A 24,078-nucleotide genomic window follows, 5' to 3' on the forward strand; every position below is an offset into this window, starting at 1 on the left:
CGACGGCCACTTGTCGCGTCGCCGCCGACCGCCAGCAATGAGCGACGAGGACGCAGACGCCCCGCGGACCGGCGCCGACGACCCCCACGCCGAGGTCGTCCGCGCGGTCGGCCACGAGAACGTCACCGCCGAACACGCGAGCACGTTCGAACTCACGACCGACGACTGGCTCACCCCCGCCGGCGACTGTATCGTCGGCGTCGAGGCCGACCGGACCCCGCGAGACTTCACCCCCGAGTTCCGCGAGGCGTGCCGGGACGCGGACGCGACGATCGAGGCGACGCTCGTCGTCGACGCCGGCGACGAGACGTTCGAGGAGACGGTCACCGGCCGCGGCGATCCCGACCTCGCGCTGCTCGACGACCGTTCGATGGTCGGCCGGACGAGCGACTACACGGACGACGAGCGCACGATACTCGTCGACGGCGACGGCGCGGCCGCCGACCTCGACGGCGACCTCGTCGCCGCGCTGGCCGACGGTGCGGACCTCACGCTCCGGTTGGCGGTCGAGCCCGGCGAGTAACTGCCACGGCGGAACCGCCTCAGTCGCCAACCGCCGTCACGAAATCTTACAACCCTAAATGAGTTCATCGTTGTTCCGCAACCCTTTTGCGGGGCTCGCGGGATGAACTGTGTATGAGCGACGTGAAAGCGGAACTCCGCGAACAGTTCTTAGAGGCGTTCGGCGGCGCAGACTTCCCCGTCGAGAACCAGATGGACCTCGTCCCCGCGCTGCCGGACGGCCCGGCGACGAAGTTCGAGGCCGGCGACGTGAGCTTCACCGCGATGGAGATGGCGGCGAAGCTCGGCAGCGAACAGGAGTTCCCCTACGACACCGCCGAGGAGCTCGTCGACGACATCCTCGACGGGCTCGAAGCGAAGGGAATGATCTGAGACGGTCGACCGATACGAGACTTTTCTGTCGACGCTCCGCGCTTTTCGGTTCCGCAGCCGACGCGCCGGCGGGAGGTTGATTACCGCGGAGCCGCTACGGCGGGTGTGTTCGCCGAGCTCACGACGCTGGTGCCGCGGTGGGTCCTCTGGGGGATCGGCCTCGGGATCGCCGCCACCGGGGTGGTCGCGCTCGCCTTCTACCTCGGCGACCGGTTCGTGCCGGCTCCGGCCGCGTCGGCCGGTCGCCGCGGCGCCGCCGGCGACGAGCGCCGCCGCCGCGAGATCCGGACGTACCTGACCGCGGCCGGCGAGCGGTTCGCGGAGGACCACGCCTTCGACGACGTCTCCGTTCCCTTCTACCTCCCGGAGCGCGGCGTCGCCATCACCTTCGACGCGCACGACTACTTCCGCTTAGAGGGCGAGGGCGTCTACACCGTCCTCTGCGAACACGAGATGCCGGGCCGCGGGCTCGGCCGCCGGCTCCCGTTCGACGTCGACGAGCCCGACTGGGCGACCGACGAGTCCGGTTCGGGGGGCGACCGCACCGGTCGGTTCGGCGGCGGCCACTTCGGCGGTGCCCGCTCCGCCACCGGCCGCTCGACCGGCCCCTCACGGCCGGGCGGCCGCGCCGGCCGCGCCGACCCCGTCGGCGACGCCTTCGACGAGCTCGGCGTCTCGCGCGACGCAGACCTCGACGCGGTGAAGGGCGCCTACCGCGAGCGCGTCAAGGAGACGCACCCCGATCAGGGCGGCGACGAGGAGTCGTTCCGGCGCGTCCGCGAGGCGTACGCGACCGCCCGCAACCACGTCGACGGCGGTCCGGCCGACCGGGACGCGGACCGCCGCCGCGAGCGCTCGACCGGGTACGGGCGGTGACGAGAGTGGGCGCCGACGTCGAGGCCGACGACGGGACCGGGTTCTCCGACGTCTCGTTCGCGGAGCGCGCCGTGTACCTCTCGGACGCCGACGCGCTCGTCGTCGCCGACCTCCACGCGGGCCGGGGCGAGGCCTCCGCCGTCTCGCTCCCGCTCGGCGAGCGCGCCGACCTCGTCGACCGGCTCGGGGCGCTCCTCGACCGGTTCGACCCCGGAACGGTCGTCGTCGCCGGCGACGCGGCCCACACCTTCGACCGGGTCACCGACCGGGCGCTCGGGACCCTGAACGCGCTCCGCGACCGCTGCGAGGCGAGCGGCGCCGCCCTCGAACTCGCCGCTGGGAACCACGACGCCGCGCTCGCGAACGCGTGGGACGGTCCGGTCCGCGAGGAACTGGTCCTGAACGAGGGCGACGGCTCCGACGACGACGCCGCCGGCCGGCCGCGGACCGTCGTCTGCCACGGCCACGAGGCGCCGTCGACGGCGGCGGACCGGTACGTGATCGGCCACGTCCACCCGACGATCGAGATCGAGGGCGACCGCCGCCCCTGCGTCCTCCGCGGCGAGGGGACCTACCGCGGCGCCGACCTCCTCGTGTTGCCCGCGTTCACCCGGCTCGCCGCCGGCGTCCCGGTCAACGACGCGGCGACCGCGGGCCTCGACACGCCGCTCGTCACCGACGCGGCCGCGCTCGCCCCGACCGTGTACGACCCGGATCGCGGGGAACCGCTCCGGTTCCCGCCGCTGGGCGCGTTCGACCGGCTGCTGTGACCCTCTCTCTCGGGACCGACTCGCGGCTCCGGTATTCGCGGCCCGACGACGGAGTTCGTAACGAACGTTTATGTGAATTCCGCGCGAGTCTCTCACACATGCGAGCAGCCAGACTCCACGAGTACACCGACGACATGAGCGAGGGGCTCACCATCGACGAGGTAGACCGGCCGGCGGCGACGGGGCCGGACGACGTGATAGTCGAGGTCGAGGGCGCGGGGTGGTGTCAGACTGACAACCACATCATCGAGGGGATGTGGGCCGAGTACGTCCCGCAGGAGCTCCCGATGACCTTGGGCCACGAGAACGCCGGCACCGTCGTCGAGACCGGCGATAACGTGGATCTGGTCTCGCCCGGCGACCCGGTGATCTGTCACCCGGTCCAGACCTGCGGCACGTGTCGCCCCTGCCGGCTCGGCGAGACGATGTACTGCGAGAACGACGCGTTCAACGGGCTCACCACCGACGGCGGCTTCGCCGAGTACCTCCACACCAGCGAGCGCTCGGTGATCCCGCTCCCGTCCGGGGTCGAGCCGATCGACATCGCGCCCCACGCGGACGCCGGCATCACCGCCTACCACGCCGCGAAGAAGGCGGTCGCCGACCTGAACCCCGGCGACCACGCGGTCGTCATCGGCGTCGGCGGCCTCGGGCACATCGGCCTCCAGTGTCTCGACGCGATGAGCGCGGCCCGGGTCACCGCGGTCGACCTGAAGGAGTCGGCGCTGAATCTGGCCGACGGCTACGGCGCCGACCACCTGATCAATCCCGGCGAGGACGACGTCGCGGAAGAGATCGAGGCGATCACGGACGGCACGGGCGCGGCGCAGGTGCTCGACTTCGTCGGCGAGGACGTGACGACCTCGTACGCCCCCGATATCACCGCCGTCGGCGGCGACCACCACATCATCGGCTACGGCGGCCACGTCCACGAGCCGTCGCAGGCGCTGGTGAACGGCGAGTTCTCCTTCGTCGGCAACATCGTCGGCCGGTACGCCGAGCTCCAGGAGCTCGTCGCGCTCGTCGAGCAGGGCGACGTCGACCTCCACACCAGCCGGTACGATCTCGGCGAGATCAACGCGGTCGCCGAGAAGCTCGAACACCGCGAGATCGACGGACGCGCCGTCATCACGCCCTGAGAAGGGACAAGCCGGCGTTTCACCCACGGCAAGAGCTTTAGCCGGCGTGGGTGATGTCGGGGTATGGACAGTTCTCCCCCGTCCGCGACCGGTGCGCGCTCTTCTCGACGCTGGTCGCTCTTCGCCGGCGCCTACGCGTTCTGTTGTGCCGCGTTCACCGCCTCCCTGCTCTCCACCGTGCTCGACCTCTTCGGCGAGGTGATCGGCCTTCCGACCGCGCTCGTCGTGCCGATCCTCGCGGCCCCGGCGCTGTTCGCCGGCGCCATCGTCTGGTGGGCGCTCGTCGAGCGCCGCGGGACGGTCACGTACCTCCGGGGGGCCGCGTTCGGCCTGCTCACGGCGCTCGTCACCGGAATCCTCTGGACCGCCCGGTTCGTCTCCGTCTGGAGCCCGGAGATGCTCGCGGCGGGTCCCGTGCGGCTGCTCGTCGGGTTCGTGTTCGCCGCGGTCGCCGTCGCGGGCGCCGTCGTCGGCCTCCCGATCACGTACGTCCGCCGGCGGAGCCGAGGGGCGTCCGACGGCCCCGCGACCGCTAACTCCTTGTGACGCCGGCCCACATCCTTCGCCCATGGACGAGAACGGCGCCGACGCCGACGCGTCCGGCCGCGACGACGCGACCGATCCCCTCGCCGACGAGGACGTCTACCGCGTTCTGGGACCGGACGGCACTCCCCTGCCGGACGCGACGGTCCCGGACCTGTCGGACGAACGGTTCCGCGCGATCTACCGCGACTTGGTCACCACGCGGCGGTTCGACGAGCGCGCGGTGAGCCTCCAGCGACAGGGGCGGATCGGGACGTACGCGCCCTGCGCGGGCCAAGAAGGGTCGGCGGTCGGTTCGACGCACGCGCTCGCGGCCGACGACCTGATCAGCTACCAGTACCGCGAGCACGGGGCGGTCGTCGTCCGCGATCTGCTCTCGGAGTACCTCCCGTACTGGATGGGCCACGAGTCCGGGACGGAGGCGATCGCCGAGGGCAACGTCTTCCCGTTGAACATCGGGATCGCGGCGCACCTCCCGCACGCGGTCGGCGCCGCGTGGGCGTTCGACTACCGCGACGAGGACCGGGTCGTCGCCTGTCACTTCGGCGACGGCGCGACGAGCGAGGGCGACTTCCACGAGGCGATGAACTTCGCGGGCGTCTTCGACACGCCGACGATATTCTGCTGTCACAACAACGGCTGGGCCATCTCGATTCCGAGGGAGCGACAGACCGCGAGCGCGACGTTCGCCCAGAAGGCGAGCGCCTACGGCTTCGACGGCGTCCGCGTCGACGGGATGGACCCGCTCGCGAGCTACGCGGTCACGCGGGAATCGGCCGAGCGCGCGCGGGGTCCCAGTTCTGAGACCGACACCGATCACCCCCGCCCCGTCCTCATCGAGTTCGTCGAGTACCGCTTCGGCGCGCACACGACCGCCGACGACCCGACCGCCTACCGCGACCCCGACGACGTGGACCCGTGGCGCGCGCTCGACCCGCTCGACCGGATGGAGGCGTTCCTCCGCGAGACCGGGCGGATCGACGACGAGGGGGTCGCGGCGATTCGCGACGAGGCGGACGACGTCGTCGCCGACGCGATCGATTTCGCGGAGTCGATCGAGGCCGAGCCGAGCGACATGTTCGAGCACGCGTACGCCGAGCTCCCGTCCGAGGTCCGCCGCCAGCGCGACGACCTGCTCGCGGCCGTCGAGGAGCACGGCGAGGACGCGTTCCTCCGCGAGGAGTAGCGTCGACCGCGAGGCGGTGCCGCCCGCGGTCCGAGGACCAGCACGCCTATTGGTCCGCCGGGAAGTGTGCCCGCATGAACGACGCCGCCCTCCGGAGCCGCCTCGACGCGATCCTCCTCCTGCTGGCGACGAACGCGCTCCTCCTGTTCGGGATCGGGTTCCGGTACGCGAGGGAGATCACGGTGGGGGTCGCCGTCCTCGCCGCGCTCCTCGGGTACGGGTTCGTCCGGGGACGGCGGTCCGGCGCGCCGCCGTGAGACGCGCACGGCACGGTGCGGCCCGTTCCGGTTACAGGTGGTCGGCCGCCGCGTCGGCCGCCTTCCGTCCGCTCTCTAGGGCGCCCTGAATCGACGACCACTCCGTGTAGTCGCCGGCGAGCGTCACCGGTCCGTCGGGGTCGTCGACGTCCGGGAGATCGGCGTGAATCCCGGGCGGCTGCGCGAACTGCGCGAACCGGATACGGTGGACGTCGAGCGTCTCCAGCCCGGAGAAGTCGCGCTCGGGGAACCACGCGTCGAGGGCGTCGCGGACGTCGTCGCGGAGGGCCTCGGCGTTGCGGTCGAGCGCGTCCTCGCCGAGGAACGTCGCCGCGAGCAGCGCGCGGTCGTCCGGAGCGTACTCTGGCGCGACCTCGGACATCGGGACCACGGCGTTGGGCGACTCGCTCGCGGCGTTGAGCAGGATGCGCTCGCCCGTCTCGAACGACTCGCCCGCGGGGAGCGCGTACCAGCCGGTGACGTTCGGGACGCCCTCCGTGGGAACCGACTCGACGCCCGTGAGTCGCCGGGCCTCGGGCGGGGAGGCCGCGACGACGACGGCGTCCGTCTCGCGGGTCGAGCCGTCCGCGAGTTCGACGGTGGCGCCGTCGGCGTCGGCGGAGCCGGACCGGAAGGGGATCCGGCCCTGTCCCGCGATCCGGACGGCCTCCACGTCCTCGCCGGTGTGGATTTCGACCCCGGCCTCGCGGGCGCGGTCGGCGAGCGCGGCGGGGAGCGCGGCCATCCCCTCGGCGGGGACGCCGATCGACCCGCGGCCCATCGCGCGGAACGTGTACTCGAAGACGTGCTTCGAGGTCGACAGGGTTCGATCAAGGGTGATCCCGCCGTAGAACGGCTCGACGAAGTTCTCGACGTAGTCGTCGGCGAACCCCCAGTCGCGGAGGTACTCGCGGATCGAGGCGTCGGGGCCGACGAAGAACTCGTCCTCGTCGCGGTTCGCGAGGTCGTACCGGAGCGCGAGCGTCCGGAGCTTGTCGGAGAAGGAGACCCCGTCGTTCAGGAGTGAGGGGAGCGCGGACAGCGGGTCGCGGAGCGGGTCCCCGAGCGTCGAGCGCGAGCCCGGTCGGCAGATCGTTGCACCGGGCGCGAACGTCCGGAGGTCGAGGGCGTCGAGCCCGTCGGCGCCCAGTTCGCGCGCGACGGCGGGGTAGCTGGAGAAGAGGACCTGGAAGCCGCGGTCGAGGGTGAAGCCGTCGACCGTCTCCGTCCGCACGCGCCCGCCGACCTCGGGGCGTCGCTCGTACAGCGTCACGTCCGCGCCCGCCTCGGCGAGCCGCGTCGCCGCGACCAGCCCCGCCAGTCCGCCGCCGACGACCGTGGCGTCTCCGTTCATACGTCGAGTATCGGGTCGCGGGTTTATAAGCGGCCGCGGGATCGGCTCGCGGACGTCGCGGTGACCACGCTTTTGCCGGGGCCGCGCGAGTTTTACGCGTGGATCGAGTCGCGTTCGGTCGGTGGCTGTCCCTCGCCCTCGTCCCGCTCGGCGTCTGGCTGTCCGTCGACGGGTCGAACGCGGGCGCGAGCGCCGCGCTCGGCGTGCCGGTCGTCCTGTTCGGACTGGCCGGATTCGGGCTGTCGGACCGGCTGTTCGACCCGGACGCCACGCGGTCCGAGGGCGTTCTCGACGCGCGCGCTCCCGACCTCGCGCAACTCGGGGCGGCGCTGCTCGCGTTCGCGGTCTTGGCCGTCGTCTCGGGCCGAGTCGAGTCTCTCTCGACTGTCGGCGCGTCCCTCCGGTCCCCGGGTACGTCCGTTCTCGTCGCCGTCGTCGCCGGGGCGCTGCTCGGCGGCGGGATGACGGTTCTCACGTACCGATGGGGTCGGCTTCGAGCCGTGAGTCAGACGGGCTGGTTCCGAGCGATCGGCGGGACCGTCACGTTCGGGACGTACCTCGCGCTCCTCGTCGCGGCGCCCTCGTCTGCGTTCCTGTACGCCGCGGTGTACGCGGTCAGTCGGTTGATCGCGCTCTTCCGACTGCCACCCTCCTCGCAGTGGTGAAATTCCGGAGCCGGTGAGCGGTCCGGATTCAACTGTGTCGCGGTGTCGAACTCAGGCGTTTATAAATCGCGAAGCGACGCGAACGCCACCGAAGCCCCAGCCGCTCGGCCGTACGTAGTCGCTTATAAACCGACGGCCGACACGAACGCCATCGAAGCCCCAGCCGGGAGGCGGGCGCACGCTCGCTGCGCTCCTCACTCGGTCGCTCACTGCGTTCGCTCCCGCGTTGCGGTGCTTGCGTCGCCTGCGCCCGCCTCCCGGCTGCCCCTTCGAGTCCCGCCCCGCACAGCACCGCGGCCTCACGCCTCCCCAGCCTCGTCGGCCTCCCTCCGGTCGGCCGACTCCCTCGCGCGTGCGACTCGCGCCCTGTCGGGCGCTCGTCGGCACGCGCCACCGCATGATTCGGGGTGTCAGTCAACGGTGATCCGTCGCCGAGTGCGAAGCGATTAGTCGCCGCCGCCGCAACGTTCGGTATGGCTGATTTCGAGACCACGCCGGCGTTTCGGGGTTTAAAAAGTCGGGCGTCGGGACGCGTCCACGAGACCGCCGACGCGGCCGCGATCGACGCCGACGAGCGGGCGCGCGGCCTCGATCCGGTGTACGACTACGACGCGGTCGACCCGGACGACCTGTTCGACCCCGCGGCCCGGGGCGGAAGCGGCGACGCCCGGAGCGCGCCCGCGACCGCCCGCGGCCACTGGCGCTTCGACGCGCTCCTCCCCTTCCCGGCCGAAGACGCGCTCACCGCGGGCGAGGGCGGGACGCCGCTCGTGGCCACCGAGCGGCTCGCCGAGGAGCTCGACGTCGACGCGGTCTACGTCAAAGACGAGGGCCGGAACCCCACGGGGACCGTCCTCGACCGCGGCCTCTCGCTCGCCGTGACCGCGACCGCGAAGCGGGCCGCGGACGGCGCCGACGTGGAGCCGCTCGTCTGCGCGAGCCCGGGCAACGCCGGCCAGTCGATGGCGGCGTACGCGGGCCGGGCGGACCTGCGCTCGTACGCGTTCGTCCCCTCGCGGTGCGCCTTCTCGAACAAGTCGATGACGAACGTCCACGGCGGCGAGATGCGCGTGGTCGGCGGGCGCTTCCCGGACGCGGCCGCGGCGGTCGACGAGCAGCTTGAGACCGACTACACCGACCTCGGCGAGTTCGCGACGCCGTACCGCCACGAGGGCGCGAAGACGGTCGCCTTCGAGCTCGTCGCCGACCTCGGCGACGCCCCCGACGTCGTCGTCGTCCCGACCGGCTCCGGCGAGGTCGTCGCCGGCGTTTATAAGGGATTCTCGGAGCTGGAGCGGGTCGGCGCGATCGACGGCACCCCGAAGGTGGTCGCCGCGCAGGCGTCGGGCTGCGCCCCGATCGCGGCCGCGGTCGAGCGCGGGCTCGACGAACCGGAGCCGTGGGAGACGCCCGACACCATCTGCGGCGAGCTGGAGATCCCCGACCCCGCGGGCGGCGCCGCTGCTGTCGAGGCGGTGACCGAGAGCGGCGGGACCGCGGTCGGCGTCGACGACGACGACATCTTGGCGAGCGCGGTCGCCGTGGCGCAGAACGAGGTCGTCGAGATGGGCGCGGCGGGCGGCGCGGCCCCCGCCGGCGCGTGGGCGCTCTCCGAGGAGGACTTCTTCGACGGCGACGAGACCGTCGTCCTGCTCAACAGCGACGCCGGCCTGAAGACGCCGGACATCCTGCGCAGCCACCTGATGGGCCAGGGTATTTAAAAGGAAACCGCCGATCCGGGCCGGGGTCGAATCCGAGACGGGGTCGACTCAGTCGCGCCGCGCGAGCAGCCCGGTCGCGAGCAGCGCGAGCGCGGCCGCGACGACGCCGAACCCGGGCGCCGAGTCGCCCGTGTTCTCGTCGCTTCCGTCGCCGTCGCTCGCGTTCCCGTCCGCGCCGTCGGTCGACGAGCCGTCGTCGGAACCGTCGGACGTGTCGTCCTCCGACGACTCCCCGTCTCCCGACGAGTCGCCGTCCTCCGAGGAGTCGCCGTCGGTCGAGCCGTCGCCCGCGCCCCCTGTCGACTCGCTGCCCTCCTCCTGTAGCTCGACCACCGCGTTCGACAGCGTCGTCGTCGACTCGATCACGCTGCGCGGCGCCGGCTGGTTGAGGTAGTCCGCGTTCATCACCACGTAGCTGTCCTCGGCGCCCGCCGTCGTGCTGGCGTACGGCTCCTGTTCGAGGATCGCGGCCTCGGGGTCGGTGACCAGGATCAGCTCGGGGTCCGTCTGGAGGGTCACCTCGTCGGAGAGCTGCGGGTACGCCCGGTACTCCGCGGCGGCGTTGTCGGTCCCGCTCGCGGTCATGATCGCGTCGATGAAGGTGTCGTTCGCCGCTACGTAGCCGCCGCCGAGCGGGTAGAGGGCGGTCGGCCGGTCGACGCCGCTCGTCCGCTCCTCGGCCGCCGCGACCGCGTCGTTCATCTCCTCGTTGGTCTCCGCGGCGGCGCCGCACGCGCCGACGAGCCGACCGATCGTCTCCGTCTTCTCGGCGATGTCGTCGATGCTCGTCGCCGCCGGGAAGTGGTAGACGGTCAGCCCCTGCTCGCGGAGCGGCTCGACGTCGGCCGCCGAGGAGTTCGGCGCCAGCACGAGGTCGGGCTCGGTGTCGACGACGCGCTCGACGCTCGCGCCGAACGAGGCGGAGACGTTCGCGCGCTCCTCGGCGCCGTCGAGATAGAAGGCGAACCGGCTCACGCCGACGACGCGGTCCTGCTCGCCGAGCTCCCACAGCGTCTGCGCGGCGGACGGACTGATCGTCGTGATCCGGTCGGGCCGCTCCTCCAGCGTCACCGTCTCTCCGGTGGCGTCGGTCGCGTTGAACGGGAACCCGCAGGCGCCGTCGGTCTGTGCGGGTCCGGTCCCCGTCGCGCTCGCGGCGCCGACCGCCGGCCCCGCGCCCGCCGTCGATTGCGCGCCCGCGGTCGGTCCGTCGGTCGATATCGTCGGCTGTGCGCCCGCCGCGGTCCCGGCGACGCCGCCGATCAGGGCGGTCGTCACCAGCACGGCCGTCGCGATCGCGAAGCTGTTTCGCATCGCATCGACGACCGTCTTCGTCCAATAAGTATTTACCTACTACAAGTTGTGTTGGAGTACGCATGCGGCCATGGGTTCGGTCGGCGGCGTGGTCGGCGGCGGGAGCCGCGCTGCTCGCTGTCGTCGTCGTCGGCAGCGCCGCGATCGGACCGGTTCGAATCCCGCCGGAGACAGTGATGAAGTCGGTGTTGAACGCGGTCGCGGTGCCGGCGGGGATCGAGACGAGCGCGGGCGGCGTCGGCCCGCTGCCGATACCCGGCGTCGGCCCCCTCACGATCCCGGGCGTCGACCTCGCGTTCGCGTCGCCGTTCTCGTTCCCCGTCGACTCCGTCCACCAGCAGATCGTGGTGGGCGTGCGGCTCCCGCGGATCCTGCTCGCCGCGCTCGTCGGGTTCGCGCTCGCGGCCGCCGGCACGGTGATGCAGGGCTTCTTCCGCAACCCGATGGCGGACCCGTCGATCATCGGCGTCTCCTCGGGGGCGGCGGTCGGCGCGGTCGCGTTCATCGTCTTCCCCGCCGCGCTCTCGACGACGGTCGCCCTCCCCCTCCTCGGCCCCGTCGAGGTCGCGCTCTCGCGCGGCGCGGGGACGAGCCTCTTCGCGTTCGTCGGCGCGCTCGTCGCCGCCTTCGGCGTGTACGCGATCGCGACGCGCGGCGGGCGGACCCCGGTCGCCACCCTCCTCCTCGCCGGCGTCGCGGTCCAGACGTTCCTCGGCGCGGTCGTCTCGTACCTCCAGCTCCAGGCCGGCGAGTCGCTCCGCCAGATCGTCGCGTGGCTGATGGGCCACCTCTCCGGCGCCGCGTGGAGCGAGGTCGCCGTCACCGCCGCCGTCGTGCCGCCGCTCTTCGCCGTGCTGCTCGCGTACGCCCGCGACCTCAACGTCCTCCTGCTCGGCGAGGAGGAGGCCCGCGGGCTCGGCATCGCGGTCGAGCGCACGAAGCGCGTGCTGCTCGCGGCCTCGGCGCTCGTCACGGCCGCCGGCGTCGCGTTCGCCGGCGTGATCGGGTTCGTCGGGCTCATCGTCCCGCACATGCTCCGGCTCGTCGTCGGCCCGGACCACCGGGTGCTGCTCCCGACCGCGGCGCTCGCCGGCGGCACCTTCCTCGTCGCGGCCGACACGGTCGCGCGCTCGGCGCCCGCGGAGTACCCGGTCGGGATCATCACCGCCGCGGTCGGCGCGCCGTTCTTCGTCTACCTGCTCGTGACCCGGGAGGTGACAGAGCTGTGAGCGCCGACCGCTCTTCCCCCTCGTCGCTCCCCGACACGGCACTCTCGTTCGGCGACGCGCCGCTCCTGTCGGCCTCGAACGTGGCCGTCTCGTTCGGCGACCTCGACGTCGTCTCCGGGGTCGACCTCCGCGTCGAGCCCGGCTCGCTCGTCGGCCTCGTCGGCCCGAACGGCGCCGGCAAGACCACCGTGTTGCGCGCGGTGACCGGTGCCGTCGAGCCGGACGCGGGGACCGTCGAGATCGGCGGCGACCCGGCCGCGTCGCTGTCGGCCAAGGAAGTCGGGCGCCGCGTCGCGAGCGTCCCGCAGGCGACGAACCTCGCGTTCGACTTCCGCGTGCGCCACGTCGTCGAGATGGGCCGGACGCCGCACCTCGGCCGCTTCGACGCGCACGGCGTCGAGGACGACGCCGCGGTCGACGCCGCGATGGCCGCGGCCGACGTCGAGCGCTTCGCGGACCGGTCGATCACCGAGGTCTCGGGCGGGGAGCGCCAGCGCGTCCTGCTCGCGCGGGCGCTGGCGCAGGCGGCCCCGCTCCTCCTCCTCGACGAGCCGACCGCGAGCCTCGACGTGAACCACGCGGTCGAGACGCTCGAACTGGTCCGCGCGTTCGTCGACGACGGCGACCGGGGCGCGATCGCCGCGATCCACGACCTCGACGCCGCGGCCCGGTACTGCGACGAGGTCGTCGTCCTCGCGAACGGCGGGGTCCGGGCCGCCGGCCCTCCCGACTCGGTGCTGTCCGCGTCGACCGTCGGCGCCGCCTTCGACGCGGAGGCGTTCGTCGGCCGCGACCCGGCGACCGGGACGCCCGCGGTGACGGCGTTCCCGCACAGCGACGTCGAGAGTCGGCGCGTCCACGTGATCGGAAGGGGGCGGCCGACCGCGCGCGTCGTCGCCCGGCTGGCCGCCGCGGGCCACGAGCCCTCGGTCGGCGTGGTCCCCGAGGGCGACGCGGTCGCCGGCGCCGCCGCGGACGCGGGCGCGACCGCCGTGACGGCCCCGCCGTTCGAGGCGCCCTCCGAGGCGACGCTCGCGGCGGCCCGCGAGCTCGCGGCCGACGCGGACGCGACGCTCGCGGTCGGCGCCGAGCGCTCGGGCGACGGGGCAGATGGGCCGACCGCGGACGGGCCGACCGCGGACGGGCCGAACGCCGAGGTGGCGGCGGCCGCGGACCGGGTCGTTCCGGTCTCGTCCGACATCGGCGGTCGGGAACTGCTCGACGCGGTCGCGGCCGCGACCGCGGACGGGGAGTGAGCCCTCGCCGTTCCGCCGCCCGCGAAGCGTCACCGTTTATTCACTCGCCCGCGTCTCCCCGACGATGAGCGTCCCCTGCGTCGCCGTCGACCGCGAGCGCGGCGAGACCGTCCGGAGCCGGCTCGCCGACGCCGACGCCCTCGACGGCGACCATCAGATCGCGGTCGAGGACGAGACGATCTACATCCCCGTCTCCGGCCGCGACCGAGTGCCCGCCGACCTCGCGGACCGGATCGTCGAGCGCGACGCGGAAGCGCGGGACCGACCCACGACGCCCGCGGATATCCTCGGCTACGAGCCTTCCCTGGAGCGGCTCGGCGACATCGTCATCGTCGACGAGGACGACGACGAGCGCGCCCGCGAGATAGCCGACGCCGTGATGGCCTCCGACGTTCCCTGCGACACCGTCCTCAACCGCGCGTCGCCGATCGAGGGCGAACTCCGGGTGCGGCGGTGGGACGTGCTGGCCGGGAACGGCACCGAGACGGTCCACCGCGAGTACGGCCACGAGTTCGCGCTCGACGTCGCCGCGGTGTACTTCTCGCCGCGGCTCGCGACCGAGCGCCACCGCGTCGTCGAGCAGGCGGCGGCCGGCGAGTCGGCGATCGACATGTTCGCCGGCGTGGGGCCGTACGCGGTCCCATTGGCGTCCCGCGGCGCCGACGTGGTCGCCTGCGACCTCAACGAGCGCGCCGTCGAGTACCTCCGCGAGAACGCCGAGCGCAACGGCGTCGCGGATAGGGTGACCGCGATCGCGGGCGACGTGCGGGAGCTCGCCGACGAGTACGCCGACACGGCCGACCGCCTCGTGATGAACCTCCCGCACTCCGCCGACGAGTTCCTCGACGCCGCGGTCGCGCTCGCGGGCGACGACTGCGTCGTTCACTACTACGACATCCAGCACGAGGACGACCCGTTCGGCCCGGGGCGCCGCGCGGTCGAGGCCGCGGCCGGCGACGCCTACGCGGTCGACGTCGAGACGGAGCGCGTCGTCCGGTCGTACGCCCCGCACGAGTACAACGTCTGCCTCGACGTCCGGCTGACGCGCGTCGACGGCTGAGCCCGCGGGCGCGCCGCCACTTATAAACGCATAGATACGTCAGGCAGTTCACTTATGTGTGATACTACCTAACACGAAGAGGCATGAGCGACGCCGCAGATCCCGACGAGCGCATCGACGAGACGACCACCTGGCCGGACCTGGCGATCGGACTGTACGACCGACTGACCGGGCGCAACGCCGAGATACACTATCAGTTCGACGATATGACCGTCGAGGTGCCGAGCGGCACGGGCGACGACGCCGAGCACGCCGAGTGGCGCATCGACGGCGGCGTCCGGGTCACGACGAGTGAATCGGAGTGAGTCGGAACCGCGGCTCTCGGTCGAGACCGAGGACCTGACGCTGTCGGTAGACGGGGTCGACGCCGCGGTCCACGCGACGGACCGCCGGGTGTTCGTCGAGGTCGACAGCGTCAGCGACGCCCTCCGGATCGCCCGTCGGCTGCCGGAGGAGTCCGTCTCGAACCGCGCGGTCGCGGAGCTGGTGCGAGGCGGCCTCACCGCCGAGGTCAGGGTCCGGGGTCGCACGGTCGCGGTCGCGGGCGCCGACGCGCGCCCCGGCCCGCTCTCGCACCGCCTCGGCGTCGCCCCCGCGGAGGTACGGCTCTCGGGAATCGCCGGCGCCGGCTACGCCGGGCTCTCCGCGGCGGTGCGTCGAGCGCGACGGCTGTTCGTGTAGCGTCGAGCGGCGGAGAGGCCGGCGGCACCGCTCGCGAGGAGCGGTCGAGACAGCGAGAACGCCGCGCCGCCCCGAGGGGGGTCGGGGGCGGCGCGGCCGGGGCCCGTCACATGACAAGCTGCCGCGGCGGCGGTCTCGGACCAGAGGCGATTCTGCGCTTGGCGCGTCGGAGACGCGTTTCACACGGTAGCCGCGACGGAACGCTGGTGGGGATGACGGCCGCGCCGAGTCGCCGTGGGGGTGACGACCGGCGAGGCTATCGCCGCCCGGTACGGGCTTCGACCGGGCACGCACCGCCGGGGGATTCGATCCCCGCCGTCTCGGCGCGCGGGCGGTGTCATCACACTCAGATTGAAGCCCGAACACGTATTTAGTCTTTTTCCTTATACACTTGTATTGTGTCCCGATTTCTTGCGCATCTCAAAACAGAATGCGAGTAGATTCGAGACGCACGTCCGGTTATTATCGGAGCAGTTCGTCGGTTTCACCGCGCGGCTCGGCGCGGCGGATCGCCGCCCCGTCCCCGTTTCGGAACCCTTATTTTTCCGTCCGGGAATTGAAGCATGCGTGCCGGAGTAGCTCAGCTGGCAGAGCGATTCCTTCGTAAGGAATAGGTCGGGGGTTCAAATCCCCCCTCCGGCTTCCTGCTGTGAACAACGTGAGCAGCGGAAGCCAAGGCGGGATTTGAACGAGACCGGACGAGCGCGAGCGAGTCCGGACGTGGTTCACAATCCCCCCCTCCGGCTCTTCTGACGGAACGCCGCGAACCGGAGAGCCCCGCCCGCCGCTTCGTCGCTACTTCCGATCCCCCGATCGACAGATTTCGATCGTTCGGTCACCGCTCTCACCAACGGACATATATTATCCAAACAATATTAGGCGTGTGATTATCTATCACGGGCACGTATCGACCTGTATGCGACCAAAATACGACTGTGACGGCGAAGAAGTGTACGAGTGTTTCGAATGCGGTCGCCGGACGGACTCGGCGGGCGAGTGCGAGTGCGGAGGCGAACTGCTACACATCGGCCGCTCGCGGGACCTGTGACCCGGGTCGAAGCGAACTCGCCGCAACGCGTCGTCGGTCCGGTCAGGCGCCGTCGGTAGCGTCGCGCTCGTCGCTCTCGCTTGTCCCGCCGCGCTCCTCGGCCCCGTCGGTCTCGTCCCCGCCGTTCCCGTCGTCTCCGCTCGAATCCGAATCCGCCTCGGGGTCGTAGTCGGGGAGCGAGAGGACGTTCTCGCGGCCCAGCCGGAAGCCGTCGAGGTCGCCCTCGTCGCGCAGTCCGGTCACCACCTGACTCGTCTTCGCGGCGGTCCAGTCTAACTCCTCGGCCACCCGCTTCTGTTTCATCCGCCCGCCCTCCGACTCGATCAGCCGGAGCACCTGCTCCTCGTTGCTCAACAGGTCGCTGTCGACGGGCGCCGCCTCCTCCGACCCGCTCTCCGATCCCGACGCATCGCCGTCGCCGTCTGCCGGTTCCGGCGCCGAGCCGCCGGCAGCCGCCGTCGCCGCCGCGCCCGACGCCGCCGCGGTCGCGTCGCTCTCGGTCGCGGTGTCTCCGCCACCGCTCGCGCCGACTCCCGCTTCCTCGCCGTCCCCGTCGTCCCGCCGACGGTAGGCGACGGCGCCGCCGGCGACGACGAGGACGGCGAAGAGCGCGGCGATGCCGGCCGTCGAGAGCCCGGAGAGCGGCCCCGCGGGCGCGACCGAGATCCGCGGCTGGCCGGCCGAGAAGTCGACCGGCCCGTTCCAGACGACGGACCGGTCGCGAACCTCGCTCGGGTCCGGCGTCGTCTCAGCGAGGCGGTACCCCTCCGGCCACGAGACGATGAGCGACGAGGAGTCGTCTAAGAACAGCCCGTCGACCGCGTCGCCGACGCGCAGTCGGTCCCCGTCGACGGCGGCGAAGTTCGTCCACTCGAACCGGTAGGTCAACACGCCGTACGCCTGCGGGAGCTCGCGCCGCTCGGCGGTGACGGTCGCGTTCGACACCGTCATGTTGCGGCCCGTCGTCGACTCGGCGGTCGCCGCGGTCGAGGCCATCCGGTCGCGGAACCGACTGGTGTACGCCTCGGTGTCGTTCTCCACGTCCGCGCGGAGCTGTTCGAACGCGCGCTCCTCCTCGTCGGTCGCGAGCCGGACCCGGTACTCGACGGTCCACTCGGCGTCGCCGTCCGGCTGGACCGCGACCTCCAGCGACACGTCGTCCGGTTCGACGTCCATCTGGGCGAAGCCGCCCTCGAACGGGACCGCGCCAGCGCCGCCGGCGCCGAGCGCGAGGCCGACGGCTCCGAAGAGGGCGAGGACCGCGAGGAGGATCGGCGCTCGCTGCACGGGCTATTTCATACCGACGGCCGGTAAATTCCTTCCCATCCGGAACTGGGTCGGCCCGCCGCCACGAGTCGGACGAGAGCGGTCCGCGGTCCCGTTGCGCCGCCGCTCACGCATCGAGGTGCGAAGGGCTTCCGACGACCGTCCGCGAAGCGTCCGCTGCGTCGCCGACAGACGGGGCGTTCGCGCCATCGCTCGATCCGTTCCCGTCGGGGCCGCCGCTCGGGCCGGCTCCGCCCGGACCGCCGCCGCTGCCGGACCCGTTTCCGGAGCCGGCAGGCGGGCCGGTCGGCGCGTTGCCGGGTCCGCCGTCGGTCGCGTTCCCCGACCCCGGCGGGCCGTCCTGAGCCGACCCGTTCGCGGCGCCGGTCTCGGACCCGTTCGCGCCTCCCGCTTCCGGCGGGCCGGCGGACCCGTTACCGGGACCACCGACCGGTCCGTTCCCGGGACCCGCTCCGGGGGCTCCCATCGAGCCGTTCCCGGGACCCGCTCCGGGGGCTCCCATCGAGCCGTTCCCGGGACCCGTTCCCGGCGGGCCGACCGAGCCGTTTCCCGGGCCGCCGCCGAGCGGCCCATCTCCCGGCGGACCGGCGTCGCTCGGCGGTCCGCGCTCGGTCCCGTTCCCCGGCGGACCGGCGTCGCTCGGCGGTCCGCGCTCGGTCCCGTTCCCCGGCGGACCGGCGTCGCTCGGCGGCCCGCGCTCGGTCCCGTTCCCCGGCGGCCCGCGCCCGGGTGCGACCGGCCCGCCGACGCCCCCGCCGGCCACGCCCCGGGCGATGGCGGCGACCTCGGGGCCGCTGAGCTCGTTCGCGCGCTCGCGCAGCGCCGCCAGCCGCTCGCCGTCGACGCCCGTCTCGTTGCGGACGGCGGCCGGGAGCTCGGCGGCCGCGCTCGCGCTCCGGTTCAGCCCCCGGGAGAGCGTCTCGATCCGTGCGGTCGTCGCCGCCATCCGCGCGGCGTACGCGCCCCGGCCCAACTCGCCGGCCGCGCGCCGCTCGCGGAGCTCCCGCTGTTGCTCTTCCAGCTCCGCGAGCCGCTCCTCGGTCCGGTTCAGGCGCTCCGCGACGACGCCGGCGCGGCTCTCGTTCGTCTCTGCCTCCCGGAGCCCGACCTCGAAGGCGCGCGACTCGACCTCACCCTCGATCTCGGCGCCCTGAACGCCGACGACGCCGGCGAGCCGCTCGCCGGGACTGAGGTCGACCGTCTCGTTCGCGACGCTCGCGTTCTCGGCGCCCGAGCCCGCACCGCTCCCGTTGGTCGGGTCGGTCTGTGCGGTCGCCATTCCCGCCGGCGCGGCCGCGGCGGCCCCGGCGATCACCGCCGCAGTGACGGCCACGACGACGAGGCTGGCAATCCATCGGTTCATTACCAGCCCGTACGCGCTCCGTCCCTATATACCCGAAACTCCGTTAAGCCGGATCAACGCGGATTAATCGCACGACGTAGCGGAGATCCCGCGGACGCCCGAAAACTGGGCCGACCCGGTTCGTCGCCGCCGGGCAGTCGCCGGTCCGAGTCAGTACGTCTTCGCGAAGTAGGCGGTCCGCTCCGCGTCGGCGTCGCACATCGCGCAGGTCTCGTCGTGATCGTCGGCGAGGGGGTCCTCGTCCTCGAACGGGACCATCACGATCTCGGCGGCCAGCGGCTCCTTGATCGGCTCCTCGCAGGCCTCGTCGCCGCACCACGGCGCCTTCACGTAGCCGCCGTGCTGTCCGAGCGTGCCGAGGATCTCGGCGCGGTCGTCCGCCTCGCGCACGCCGTCGTCGAGCGTCTCCTCGGCGGTCGCGTACAGCTTGGCGTATATCTCGTCGAACCCGTCGCGGACGGTCTCGGCGACGCCGTCGCGGTCGACCTCGACGCTCTCGCCGTCGGGGCGGTGGACGAGGGTGAGCTCCTCGTCGTCGACCTCGTGGGGACCGATCTCGATCCGGAGCGGGATCCCGTTGAGCTCGTGTTCGTTGAACTTGAACCCGGGGTTGCGCTCGTCGCGGTCGTCGAGCTCGACGCGGATCCCGGCGTCGTCGAGCTCGTCGGCCACGCCCTCGGCGTACTCCAGCACGTCGTCTTTCGTGTCCTCCTGCCAGATCGGGACGACGACGACCTGCGTGGGCGCGACCGTGTGGGGTAAGACGAGCCCCTGCTCGTCGGAGTGGGTCATGATCAGCGCGCCCAGCGCGCGCCACGAGAGCCCCCACGAGGTGGTGTGGGCGGTACGCTCCTCCTCGTCCTCGTCCGAGTAGGTGATGTCGAACGCCTCCGCGAACGACTGGCCGAGGTGGTGGGAGGTGCCCGCCTGAACCGACTTCCCGTCGGGCATCAGCGCCTCGACGGTCGTCGTCGTGTCCGCGCCGGGGAACTTGTCGTGGTCGGGCTTTTGCCCCTTCAGGACCGGCAGCGCCAGCAGGTCCTCGTAGACGGACTCGTACTGGTCGAGCCGCGTCATCGTCTCCGCCCACGCGTCCTCGTGCGTCGCGTGCGCGGTGTGGCCCTCCTGCCAGAGGAACTCCTTCGTGCGGAAGAACGGCTTCGTCTCGGTCGCCTCCCACCGGACGACGGAGCACCACTGGTTCACGCGCAGCGGGAGGTCGCGGTGGCTCCGCACCCACTGGCTGATGTACGGCGTGATGATCGACTCGGAGGTCGGGCGGACCGCGAGCCGCTCTTCGAGCTCCTTGTTCCCCGCCTCGTCGACCCACGCGACCTCGGGGTCGAACCCCTCGACGATGTCCTTCTCTCGTTCGAGGTACGACTCGGGGATGAAGAGGGGGAAGTAGGCGTTCTGGACGCCGGTGTCCTTGAACTTCGCGTCGAGGAACCCCTGGAGTCGCTCCCAGACCGCGTACGCTCGCGGGCGAGTGACGATGAAGCCGCTCATTCCCTCCGGCCCGTAGTCGGCCAGCCCGGCCTTCCGTACGACCTCGGCGTACCACTCGCCGGTGTTGTGCGTCTTGGACTCGGTGATCCCGAGTTCCTGGTCGTCGTCGCTCATTACTCTCGAAAGCGGGTGTCGCGGGCTTAAAAGGTCCGAACCCGAGCGCCGCGGCGCGGTCCGCCCCAGGCTTGCGGACAGATCACGTCCCGCGCGGACGGAATCCGGGGAAACGTTAACCGCCTCGCGTCGCCTAACTCGCCCATGGACCTGTCGGGGCTGCGTCGACACGCGCCGCAGTCGCTCGCCGGGCGGCGGCAGGCCGCGGTGCTGGCGCCGGTGATCGCGCGCGACGGCGAGGCCCACCTGCTCTTCACCAAGCGCGCCGCGCACCTCGGCGAACACCCCGGACAGATGAGCTTCCCCGGCGGCGGCCGCGAGCCGATCGACCGGACGTTGACGGACACCGCGCTGCGCGAGGCCGACGAGGAGGTCGGGATGCGGCCGACGGAGGTCGACGTCCTCGGTCGGATCGACGACACGCGCACCTCGTCGCAGTACGCGGTCCGCCCGTTCGTCGGCGTCGCACCCGACCGCGAGTACGTCCCCGACGAGTCGGAGGTCGCGGAGGTGGCGATCCTCTCCGTCGACGCGCTCACCGACCCCGCGAACTACGAGTCGGAGCGCCGCGTCGGCCACCCGGAGTACGGCGACCACCGCGTCCACTACTTCCACGTCGGCGGCTACACCGTCTGGGGCGTGACGGGCCGGATGGTCGTCCAGCTGTTGGAGCGGACGACCGACTGGCGCGCGCCCGCGGAGCCGGACCGCGTGGTCGGCGCGGACGCCGAACTGCCGATTTGAATTGTATACCGCAGAGGTCGGTCTTGAAGCGCCCGTTCAGTTGGGAGTTGACTGTGGATTGACCGCGACAGCCGCCAAAGCCCCACCTGCTCGTTTATAAATCGTTGACTTCGGATCGACCGCGACAGCCGCCAAAGCCCCAGCCGCGAGGACGGCGCACGCTCGCTGCGCGCTTCAGTCGCTCACTTCGTTCGCTCCTTCCAGTGCTTGCGTCGCCTGCGCCGTCCTCGCGGCTGCCCCTTTGAGTCCCGCCCCACACGGCACCGCACCGCAGCCTCACACCTCCCCAGCCTCGTCGGCGGTCCTCCGCCTCGCTCCGGACCGCCGACTCCCTCGCGCGTGCTGCTCGCGGCCTACCGGCCGCTCGCAGGCACGCGCCACCGCAGACGTTTATAAGTAATTCTCGTCCCCGTTCACGGCTATTTAAATACCGGACCAGTCGCGGTTCGGCGAAGCCCGACGGTCGTGCCGGATCCTGCGGACCTTTGTCGCTGGCGCGGACAGGTGGAGACATGCCACGCGAGTTCGACTTCGACTTCGACCTGCTCCGAGAGCTGACCGAGGCCCGCGGCGTCCCCGGCTACGAGGACGACGTCCGCGAGATCGTCCGCCGGGAGTTCGCGGACAGCGTCGACCGCGTCCGGACGGACGCGATGGGCAACGTCGTCGGGACGATCGAGGGCGACTCGGACTACTCGGTCGCCGTCGCCGCCCACATGGACGAGATCGGCTTCATGGTCCGCCACGTCACCGACGAGGGGTTCGTCCAGGTCGACCCGCTCGGCGGGTTCGACGCCCGCGTGCTGCGCGCGCAGCGCGTCACCGTCCACGGCGACGAGGACCTGACGGGCGTCATCGGCTCCGTCCCGCCGCACACGCTCACGGAGGAGCAGATGGAGAAGGACGACGAAGTGAAGGACGTGTTCATCGACCTCGGCCGCGACGCCGAAGCGGTCGAGGAGGCGGTGAGCGTCGGCGACCTCGTCACCCTCGACCAGACCACGACGCGGATGGGCGACCGGGTCACGGGGAAGGCGCTCGACGACCGGATCTGCCTGTTCGCCATGCTGGAGGCCGCCCGGCGTATCGACGAGCCCGACGTGACGGTCCACTTCGCGGCGACCGTTCAGGAGGAGGTCGGGCTCCGGGGCGCGCGGGCGCTCGGCGTGGACGTCGACCCCGACCTCGCCGTCGCCCTCGACGTCACCGTCGCCAACGACGTGCCCCAGGTCGGCGACCCGGCCGACGCAGTCACCGAACTCGGCGAGGGGACGGCGGTGAAGCTGAAGGACTCCTCGGTGATCACCAGCCCGAAGGTTCACAGCCGGCTCACCGAGGTGGCCGAGGCGGAGGCGATCGACCACCAGCACGAGGTGCTTCCCGCGGGCGGCACCGACACCGCGGGGTTCCAGAACACGGCGGGCGCGAAGCCCGTCGGCGCCATCTCGATCCCGACCCGCTACCTCCACACGGTCACCGAGACTGCCGACGCGGGCGATGTTGAGGCGACGATCGACCTGCTGACGGCCTTCTTGGAGTCCGAGACCGGCGAGCACGACTACACGCTGTAGGCGGGTTTGCCGCCACGCCGCGGTCGGATCAGTCGTCACCGGGGACGGCCCCGCCCGGGTCCCGGTCCGCGCGGTGGGCCGCCCGCGCCTGCCACGCGAAGCCGGTCGTCGCGAACGCGATGAACGCGGCCGCCAGCAGGAACCCCGTCTCGGTCGTCGTCGCGTCCATGGTGACGCCGACCAGCACGGGTCCGATCACCTGCCCGACCTTCCACGAGACGGAGCGTAAGCTCATCGCGCTGGCGACGGAGTCGTACTGCTCGCCCTCGCTGACGAACAGGGACATGCTCGCCGGCAGCCGGATCGAGTCGGCGACCCCTAAGAGCGAGTAGGCGGCGAACAGCGCGAAGAACGCCCCGCCGAGGGTCTGGGAGTCGCCGAGGTAGGAGACGGTGACGGGCGCGAGCGTCCCCTCGAAGTACGCCGCGAGCGGGATGATCGCGGTGCCGACGCCGTACAGGAGCGCGCCGACCGCGACGAACAGGTAGGTGCGCTCGTAGCGGTCGGTGAGGTCGCCGACGAACCCCTGCGTGAGCGCCTTCGTCAGCTTCCCGCCCGCCATGATCCAGCCGATGGCGAACGCGGAGATGCCGAACGTCGTCCGCGCGTAGATGGGGAGGAAGATGATCACCGCCATCTTCCCGACGCTGAAGGTGAACCGGAAGAAGACGAGCGCGCGCAGCATCGGGAGCTCCAGCAGCGACCGGAACGTCTCGATCCCGCCCGCGTCCTCGGGGTCCTTCCGGCCGCCGGGGTTGTCGCGGAGGAACGCGAAGACGAGCGCGAACGCGGCGAGCGTGACGAGGGTCAAGACGAGGTACGTCTCCGTGAACCCGTAGGCGTACAGGAGGTAGCCGCCGACGAGGTCGCCGGCGAGCGACGAGACGGAGGCGAACTGGTTGTACGAGCCCAGCCAGCGCCCCTGCTCGTCGTCCGGGCTGATCTCGCCGATCACCGTCGCGCCCGTGATCCAGAGGACGCTCGCGCCGAGCCCCTGGACCATCCGCACCAGGATGATGTGAACTGAGCTGTCGACCAAGGCGAAGCCGACGAAGACGGCGACGTTGATCAGGAAGCCGCCGAGCAGCCACCGCTTCGCGTTGCCGGTGTCTACCTTCCGGCCCAGCGGGAGGACGATGACGAGTTGGACGATCGCGAACGCGGTGCCGAACAGCCCCTCGACGAACCCGGTGGTCCCGAACAGGTCGGCGTACAGCGCGAGGGCGATGAGGATCGTCGAGTACGCCTGGCTACGGGCGAACGCGGTCCCGGCGAGCGCCGCGAACTCCCGGTCCCCGAGCAGCCGTACCGAGTTGCCGAACTGGGCCACGGTCGTCTCCGATCCGAGACGAGGGGAGCCCGAGAAAAAAGCGCCGTCGATCCGGCGGTCCGCGTGGGGTTATCGTTTCAGGCGGACGAGACGCGAGTCGGGCGCGGCGCCGACCCGTGACGTGCGGCGTTCCCGCGTCGAAATAACGTCCGGTTAATTCATAGGAA

General features: G+C 71.9%; 24 protein-coding genes and 1 tRNA gene. 19 read left to right on the forward strand and 6 right to left on the reverse strand.

Annotated elements, in window-relative coordinates:
• Positions 1–37 precede the first annotated feature (37 nt).
• The 8 genes from DVK07_RS06250 (at position 38) to DVK07_RS06285 (ending at position 5,665) form a co-directional block, all read left to right on the forward strand.
• Positions 38–523, forward strand: a complete 486-nt coding sequence (locus DVK07_RS06250) for a DUF371 domain-containing protein (RefSeq protein ID WP_121596256.1) — start codon at positions 38–40, stop codon at positions 521–523.
• 113 nt (positions 524–636) lie between these two features.
• On the forward strand, positions 637–894 hold the full coding sequence (locus tag DVK07_RS06255; RefSeq protein ID WP_004598292.1) for an MTH865 family protein: 258 nt from the start codon (positions 637–639) through the stop codon (positions 892–894).
• A gap of 105 nt (positions 895–999) precedes the next feature.
• The gene (locus DVK07_RS06260) at positions 1,000–1,770 is read left to right on the forward strand and encodes a J domain-containing protein (protein ID WP_121596257.1); all 771 of its coding nucleotides are present in this window, start codon (positions 1,000–1,002) and stop codon (positions 1,768–1,770) included.
• Positions 1,767–2,540 carry a metallophosphoesterase gene (locus DVK07_RS06265; protein WP_121596258.1) on the forward strand — a complete coding sequence of 258 codons (774 nt, stop codon included), beginning with the start codon at positions 1,767–1,769 and terminating at the stop codon, positions 2,538–2,540. Before DVK07_RS06260 ends, DVK07_RS06265 begins: the two co-directional genes overlap by 4 nt.
• Positions 2,541–2,638: 98 nt before the next feature.
• Positions 2,639–3,679, forward strand: a complete 1,041-nt coding sequence (locus DVK07_RS06270; RefSeq protein WP_121596259.1) for an NAD(P)-dependent alcohol dehydrogenase — start codon at positions 2,639–2,641, stop codon at positions 3,677–3,679.
• Positions 3,680–3,742: 63 nt separating this feature from the next.
• Positions 3,743–4,225: a hypothetical protein gene (locus DVK07_RS06275; protein WP_121596260.1), complete on the forward strand. Its 483-nt coding sequence runs from the start codon at positions 3,743–3,745 to the stop codon at positions 4,223–4,225.
• 22 nt (positions 4,226–4,247) lie between these two features.
• Complete coding sequence (locus tag DVK07_RS06280) at positions 4,248–5,408, forward strand: thiamine pyrophosphate-dependent dehydrogenase E1 component subunit alpha (protein WP_121596261.1); 1,161 nt, start codon at positions 4,248–4,250, stop codon at positions 5,406–5,408.
• A gap of 74 nt (positions 5,409–5,482) precedes the next feature.
• A complete protein-coding gene (locus DVK07_RS06285; RefSeq protein WP_121596262.1) occupies positions 5,483–5,665 on the forward strand; it encodes a hypothetical protein in 183 nt (60 codons plus the stop codon).
• A 31-nt stretch (positions 5,666–5,696) separates the two neighbouring features.
• Here DVK07_RS06285 and DVK07_RS06290 read toward each other — a convergent pair whose 3' ends face one another.
• Positions 5,697–7,019: an NAD(P)/FAD-dependent oxidoreductase gene (locus tag DVK07_RS06290; protein ID WP_121596263.1), complete on the reverse strand. Its 1,323-nt coding sequence runs from the start codon at positions 7,017–7,019 to the stop codon at positions 5,697–5,699.
• Between the two features lie 98 nt (positions 7,020–7,117).
• Here DVK07_RS06290 and DVK07_RS06295 point away from each other — a divergent pair, with 98 nt between their 5' ends.
• Positions 7,118–7,684, forward strand: coding sequence for a hypothetical protein (locus DVK07_RS06295; RefSeq protein WP_121596264.1), 567 nt, complete (start codon positions 7,118–7,120; stop codon positions 7,682–7,684).
• Positions 7,685–8,157: 473 nt separating this feature from the next.
• The gene (locus DVK07_RS06300; protein ID WP_121596265.1) at positions 8,158–9,405 is read left to right on the forward strand and encodes a pyridoxal-phosphate dependent enzyme; all 1,248 of its coding nucleotides are present in this window, start codon (positions 8,158–8,160) and stop codon (positions 9,403–9,405) included.
• Positions 9,406–9,453: 48 nt separating this feature from the next.
• Here DVK07_RS06300 and DVK07_RS06305 read toward each other — a convergent pair whose 3' ends face one another.
• Positions 9,454–10,719: a PGF-CTERM-anchored ABC transporter substrate-binding protein gene (locus DVK07_RS06305; protein WP_121596266.1), complete on the reverse strand. Its 1,266-nt coding sequence runs from the start codon at positions 10,717–10,719 to the stop codon at positions 9,454–9,456.
• Positions 10,720–10,781: 62 nt separating this feature from the next.
• On the opposite strand from DVK07_RS06305, the gene btuC reads away from it, so the two are divergent.
• The 7 genes from btuC (at position 10,782) to DVK07_RS06340 (ending at position 15,993) form a co-directional block, all read left to right on the forward strand.
• Entirely contained in the window at positions 10,782–11,948 is a 1,167-nt protein-coding gene (gene btuC / locus DVK07_RS06310; RefSeq protein WP_121596267.1) for a vitamin B12 ABC transporter permease BtuC, read from the forward strand.
• Positions 11,945–13,204 carry an ATP-binding cassette domain-containing protein gene (locus DVK07_RS06315; protein ID WP_121596268.1) on the forward strand — a complete coding sequence of 420 codons (1,260 nt, stop codon included), beginning with the start codon at positions 11,945–11,947 and terminating at the stop codon, positions 13,202–13,204. Before btuC ends, DVK07_RS06315 begins: the two co-directional genes overlap by 4 nt.
• A gap of 64 nt (positions 13,205–13,268) precedes the next feature.
• Positions 13,269–14,264 carry a class I SAM-dependent methyltransferase family protein gene (locus DVK07_RS06320; protein ID WP_121596269.1) on the forward strand — a complete coding sequence of 332 codons (996 nt, stop codon included), beginning with the start codon at positions 13,269–13,271 and terminating at the stop codon, positions 14,262–14,264.
• An 83-nt stretch (positions 14,265–14,347) separates the two neighbouring features.
• The gene (locus DVK07_RS06325) at positions 14,348–14,569 is read left to right on the forward strand and encodes a hypothetical protein (RefSeq protein WP_121596270.1); all 222 of its coding nucleotides are present in this window, start codon (positions 14,348–14,350) and stop codon (positions 14,567–14,569) included.
• A complete protein-coding gene (locus DVK07_RS06330; RefSeq protein WP_121596271.1) occupies positions 14,556–14,945 on the forward strand; it encodes a peptide ABC transporter ATP-binding protein in 390 nt (129 codons plus the stop codon). The genes DVK07_RS06325 and DVK07_RS06330 overlap by 14 nt, the downstream gene beginning before the upstream one ends.
• A 569-nt stretch (positions 14,946–15,514) precedes the next feature.
• Positions 15,515–15,587: transfer RNA gene (locus DVK07_RS06335), tRNA-Thr, on the forward strand.
• A 274-nt stretch (positions 15,588–15,861) separates the two neighbouring features.
• Positions 15,862–15,993: a rubrerythrin-like domain-containing protein gene (locus DVK07_RS06340; protein WP_121596272.1), complete on the forward strand. Its 132-nt coding sequence runs from the start codon at positions 15,862–15,864 to the stop codon at positions 15,991–15,993.
• A gap of 42 nt (positions 15,994–16,035) precedes the next feature.
• Here the strand turns inward: DVK07_RS06340 and DVK07_RS06345 are convergent, their stop codons facing one another.
• From DVK07_RS06345 to proS, 3 genes are all read right to left on the reverse strand, one after another.
• Positions 16,036–17,280, reverse strand: a complete 1,245-nt coding sequence (locus DVK07_RS06345; protein WP_121596273.1) for a hypothetical protein — start codon at positions 17,278–17,280, stop codon at positions 16,036–16,038.
• 106 nt (positions 17,281–17,386) lie between these two features.
• The gene (locus DVK07_RS06350; RefSeq protein ID WP_121596274.1) at positions 17,387–18,643 is read right to left on the reverse strand and encodes a hypothetical protein; all 1,257 of its coding nucleotides are present in this window, start codon (positions 18,641–18,643) and stop codon (positions 17,387–17,389) included.
• Positions 18,644–18,793: 150 nt separating this feature from the next.
• Positions 18,794–20,266 carry a proline--tRNA ligase gene (proS, locus tag DVK07_RS06355; protein ID WP_121596275.1) on the reverse strand — a complete coding sequence of 491 codons (1,473 nt, stop codon included), beginning with the start codon at positions 20,264–20,266 and terminating at the stop codon, positions 18,794–18,796.
• Between the two features lie 144 nt (positions 20,267–20,410).
• Here proS and DVK07_RS06360 point away from each other — a divergent pair, with 144 nt between their 5' ends.
• The gene (locus tag DVK07_RS06360; RefSeq protein WP_017342720.1) at positions 20,411–21,010 is read left to right on the forward strand and encodes a CoA pyrophosphatase; all 600 of its coding nucleotides are present in this window, start codon (positions 20,411–20,413) and stop codon (positions 21,008–21,010) included.
• Positions 21,011–21,522: 512 nt separating this feature from the next.
• Positions 21,523–22,581, forward strand: coding sequence for a M42 family metallopeptidase (locus tag DVK07_RS06365; protein ID WP_121596276.1), 1,059 nt, complete (start codon positions 21,523–21,525; stop codon positions 22,579–22,581).
• 28 nt (positions 22,582–22,609) lie between these two features.
• Here DVK07_RS06365 and DVK07_RS06370 read toward each other — a convergent pair whose 3' ends face one another.
• Entirely contained in the window at positions 22,610–23,911 is a 1,302-nt protein-coding gene (locus tag DVK07_RS06370; RefSeq protein ID WP_121596277.1) for an MFS transporter, read from the reverse strand.
• Positions 23,912–24,078: the final 167 nt, after the last annotated feature.

Source organism: Halorubrum sp. Atlit-26R (assembly GCF_003666015.1).
Taxonomy (GTDB): domain Archaea; phylum Halobacteriota; class Halobacteria; order Halobacteriales; family Haloferacaceae; genus Halorubrum.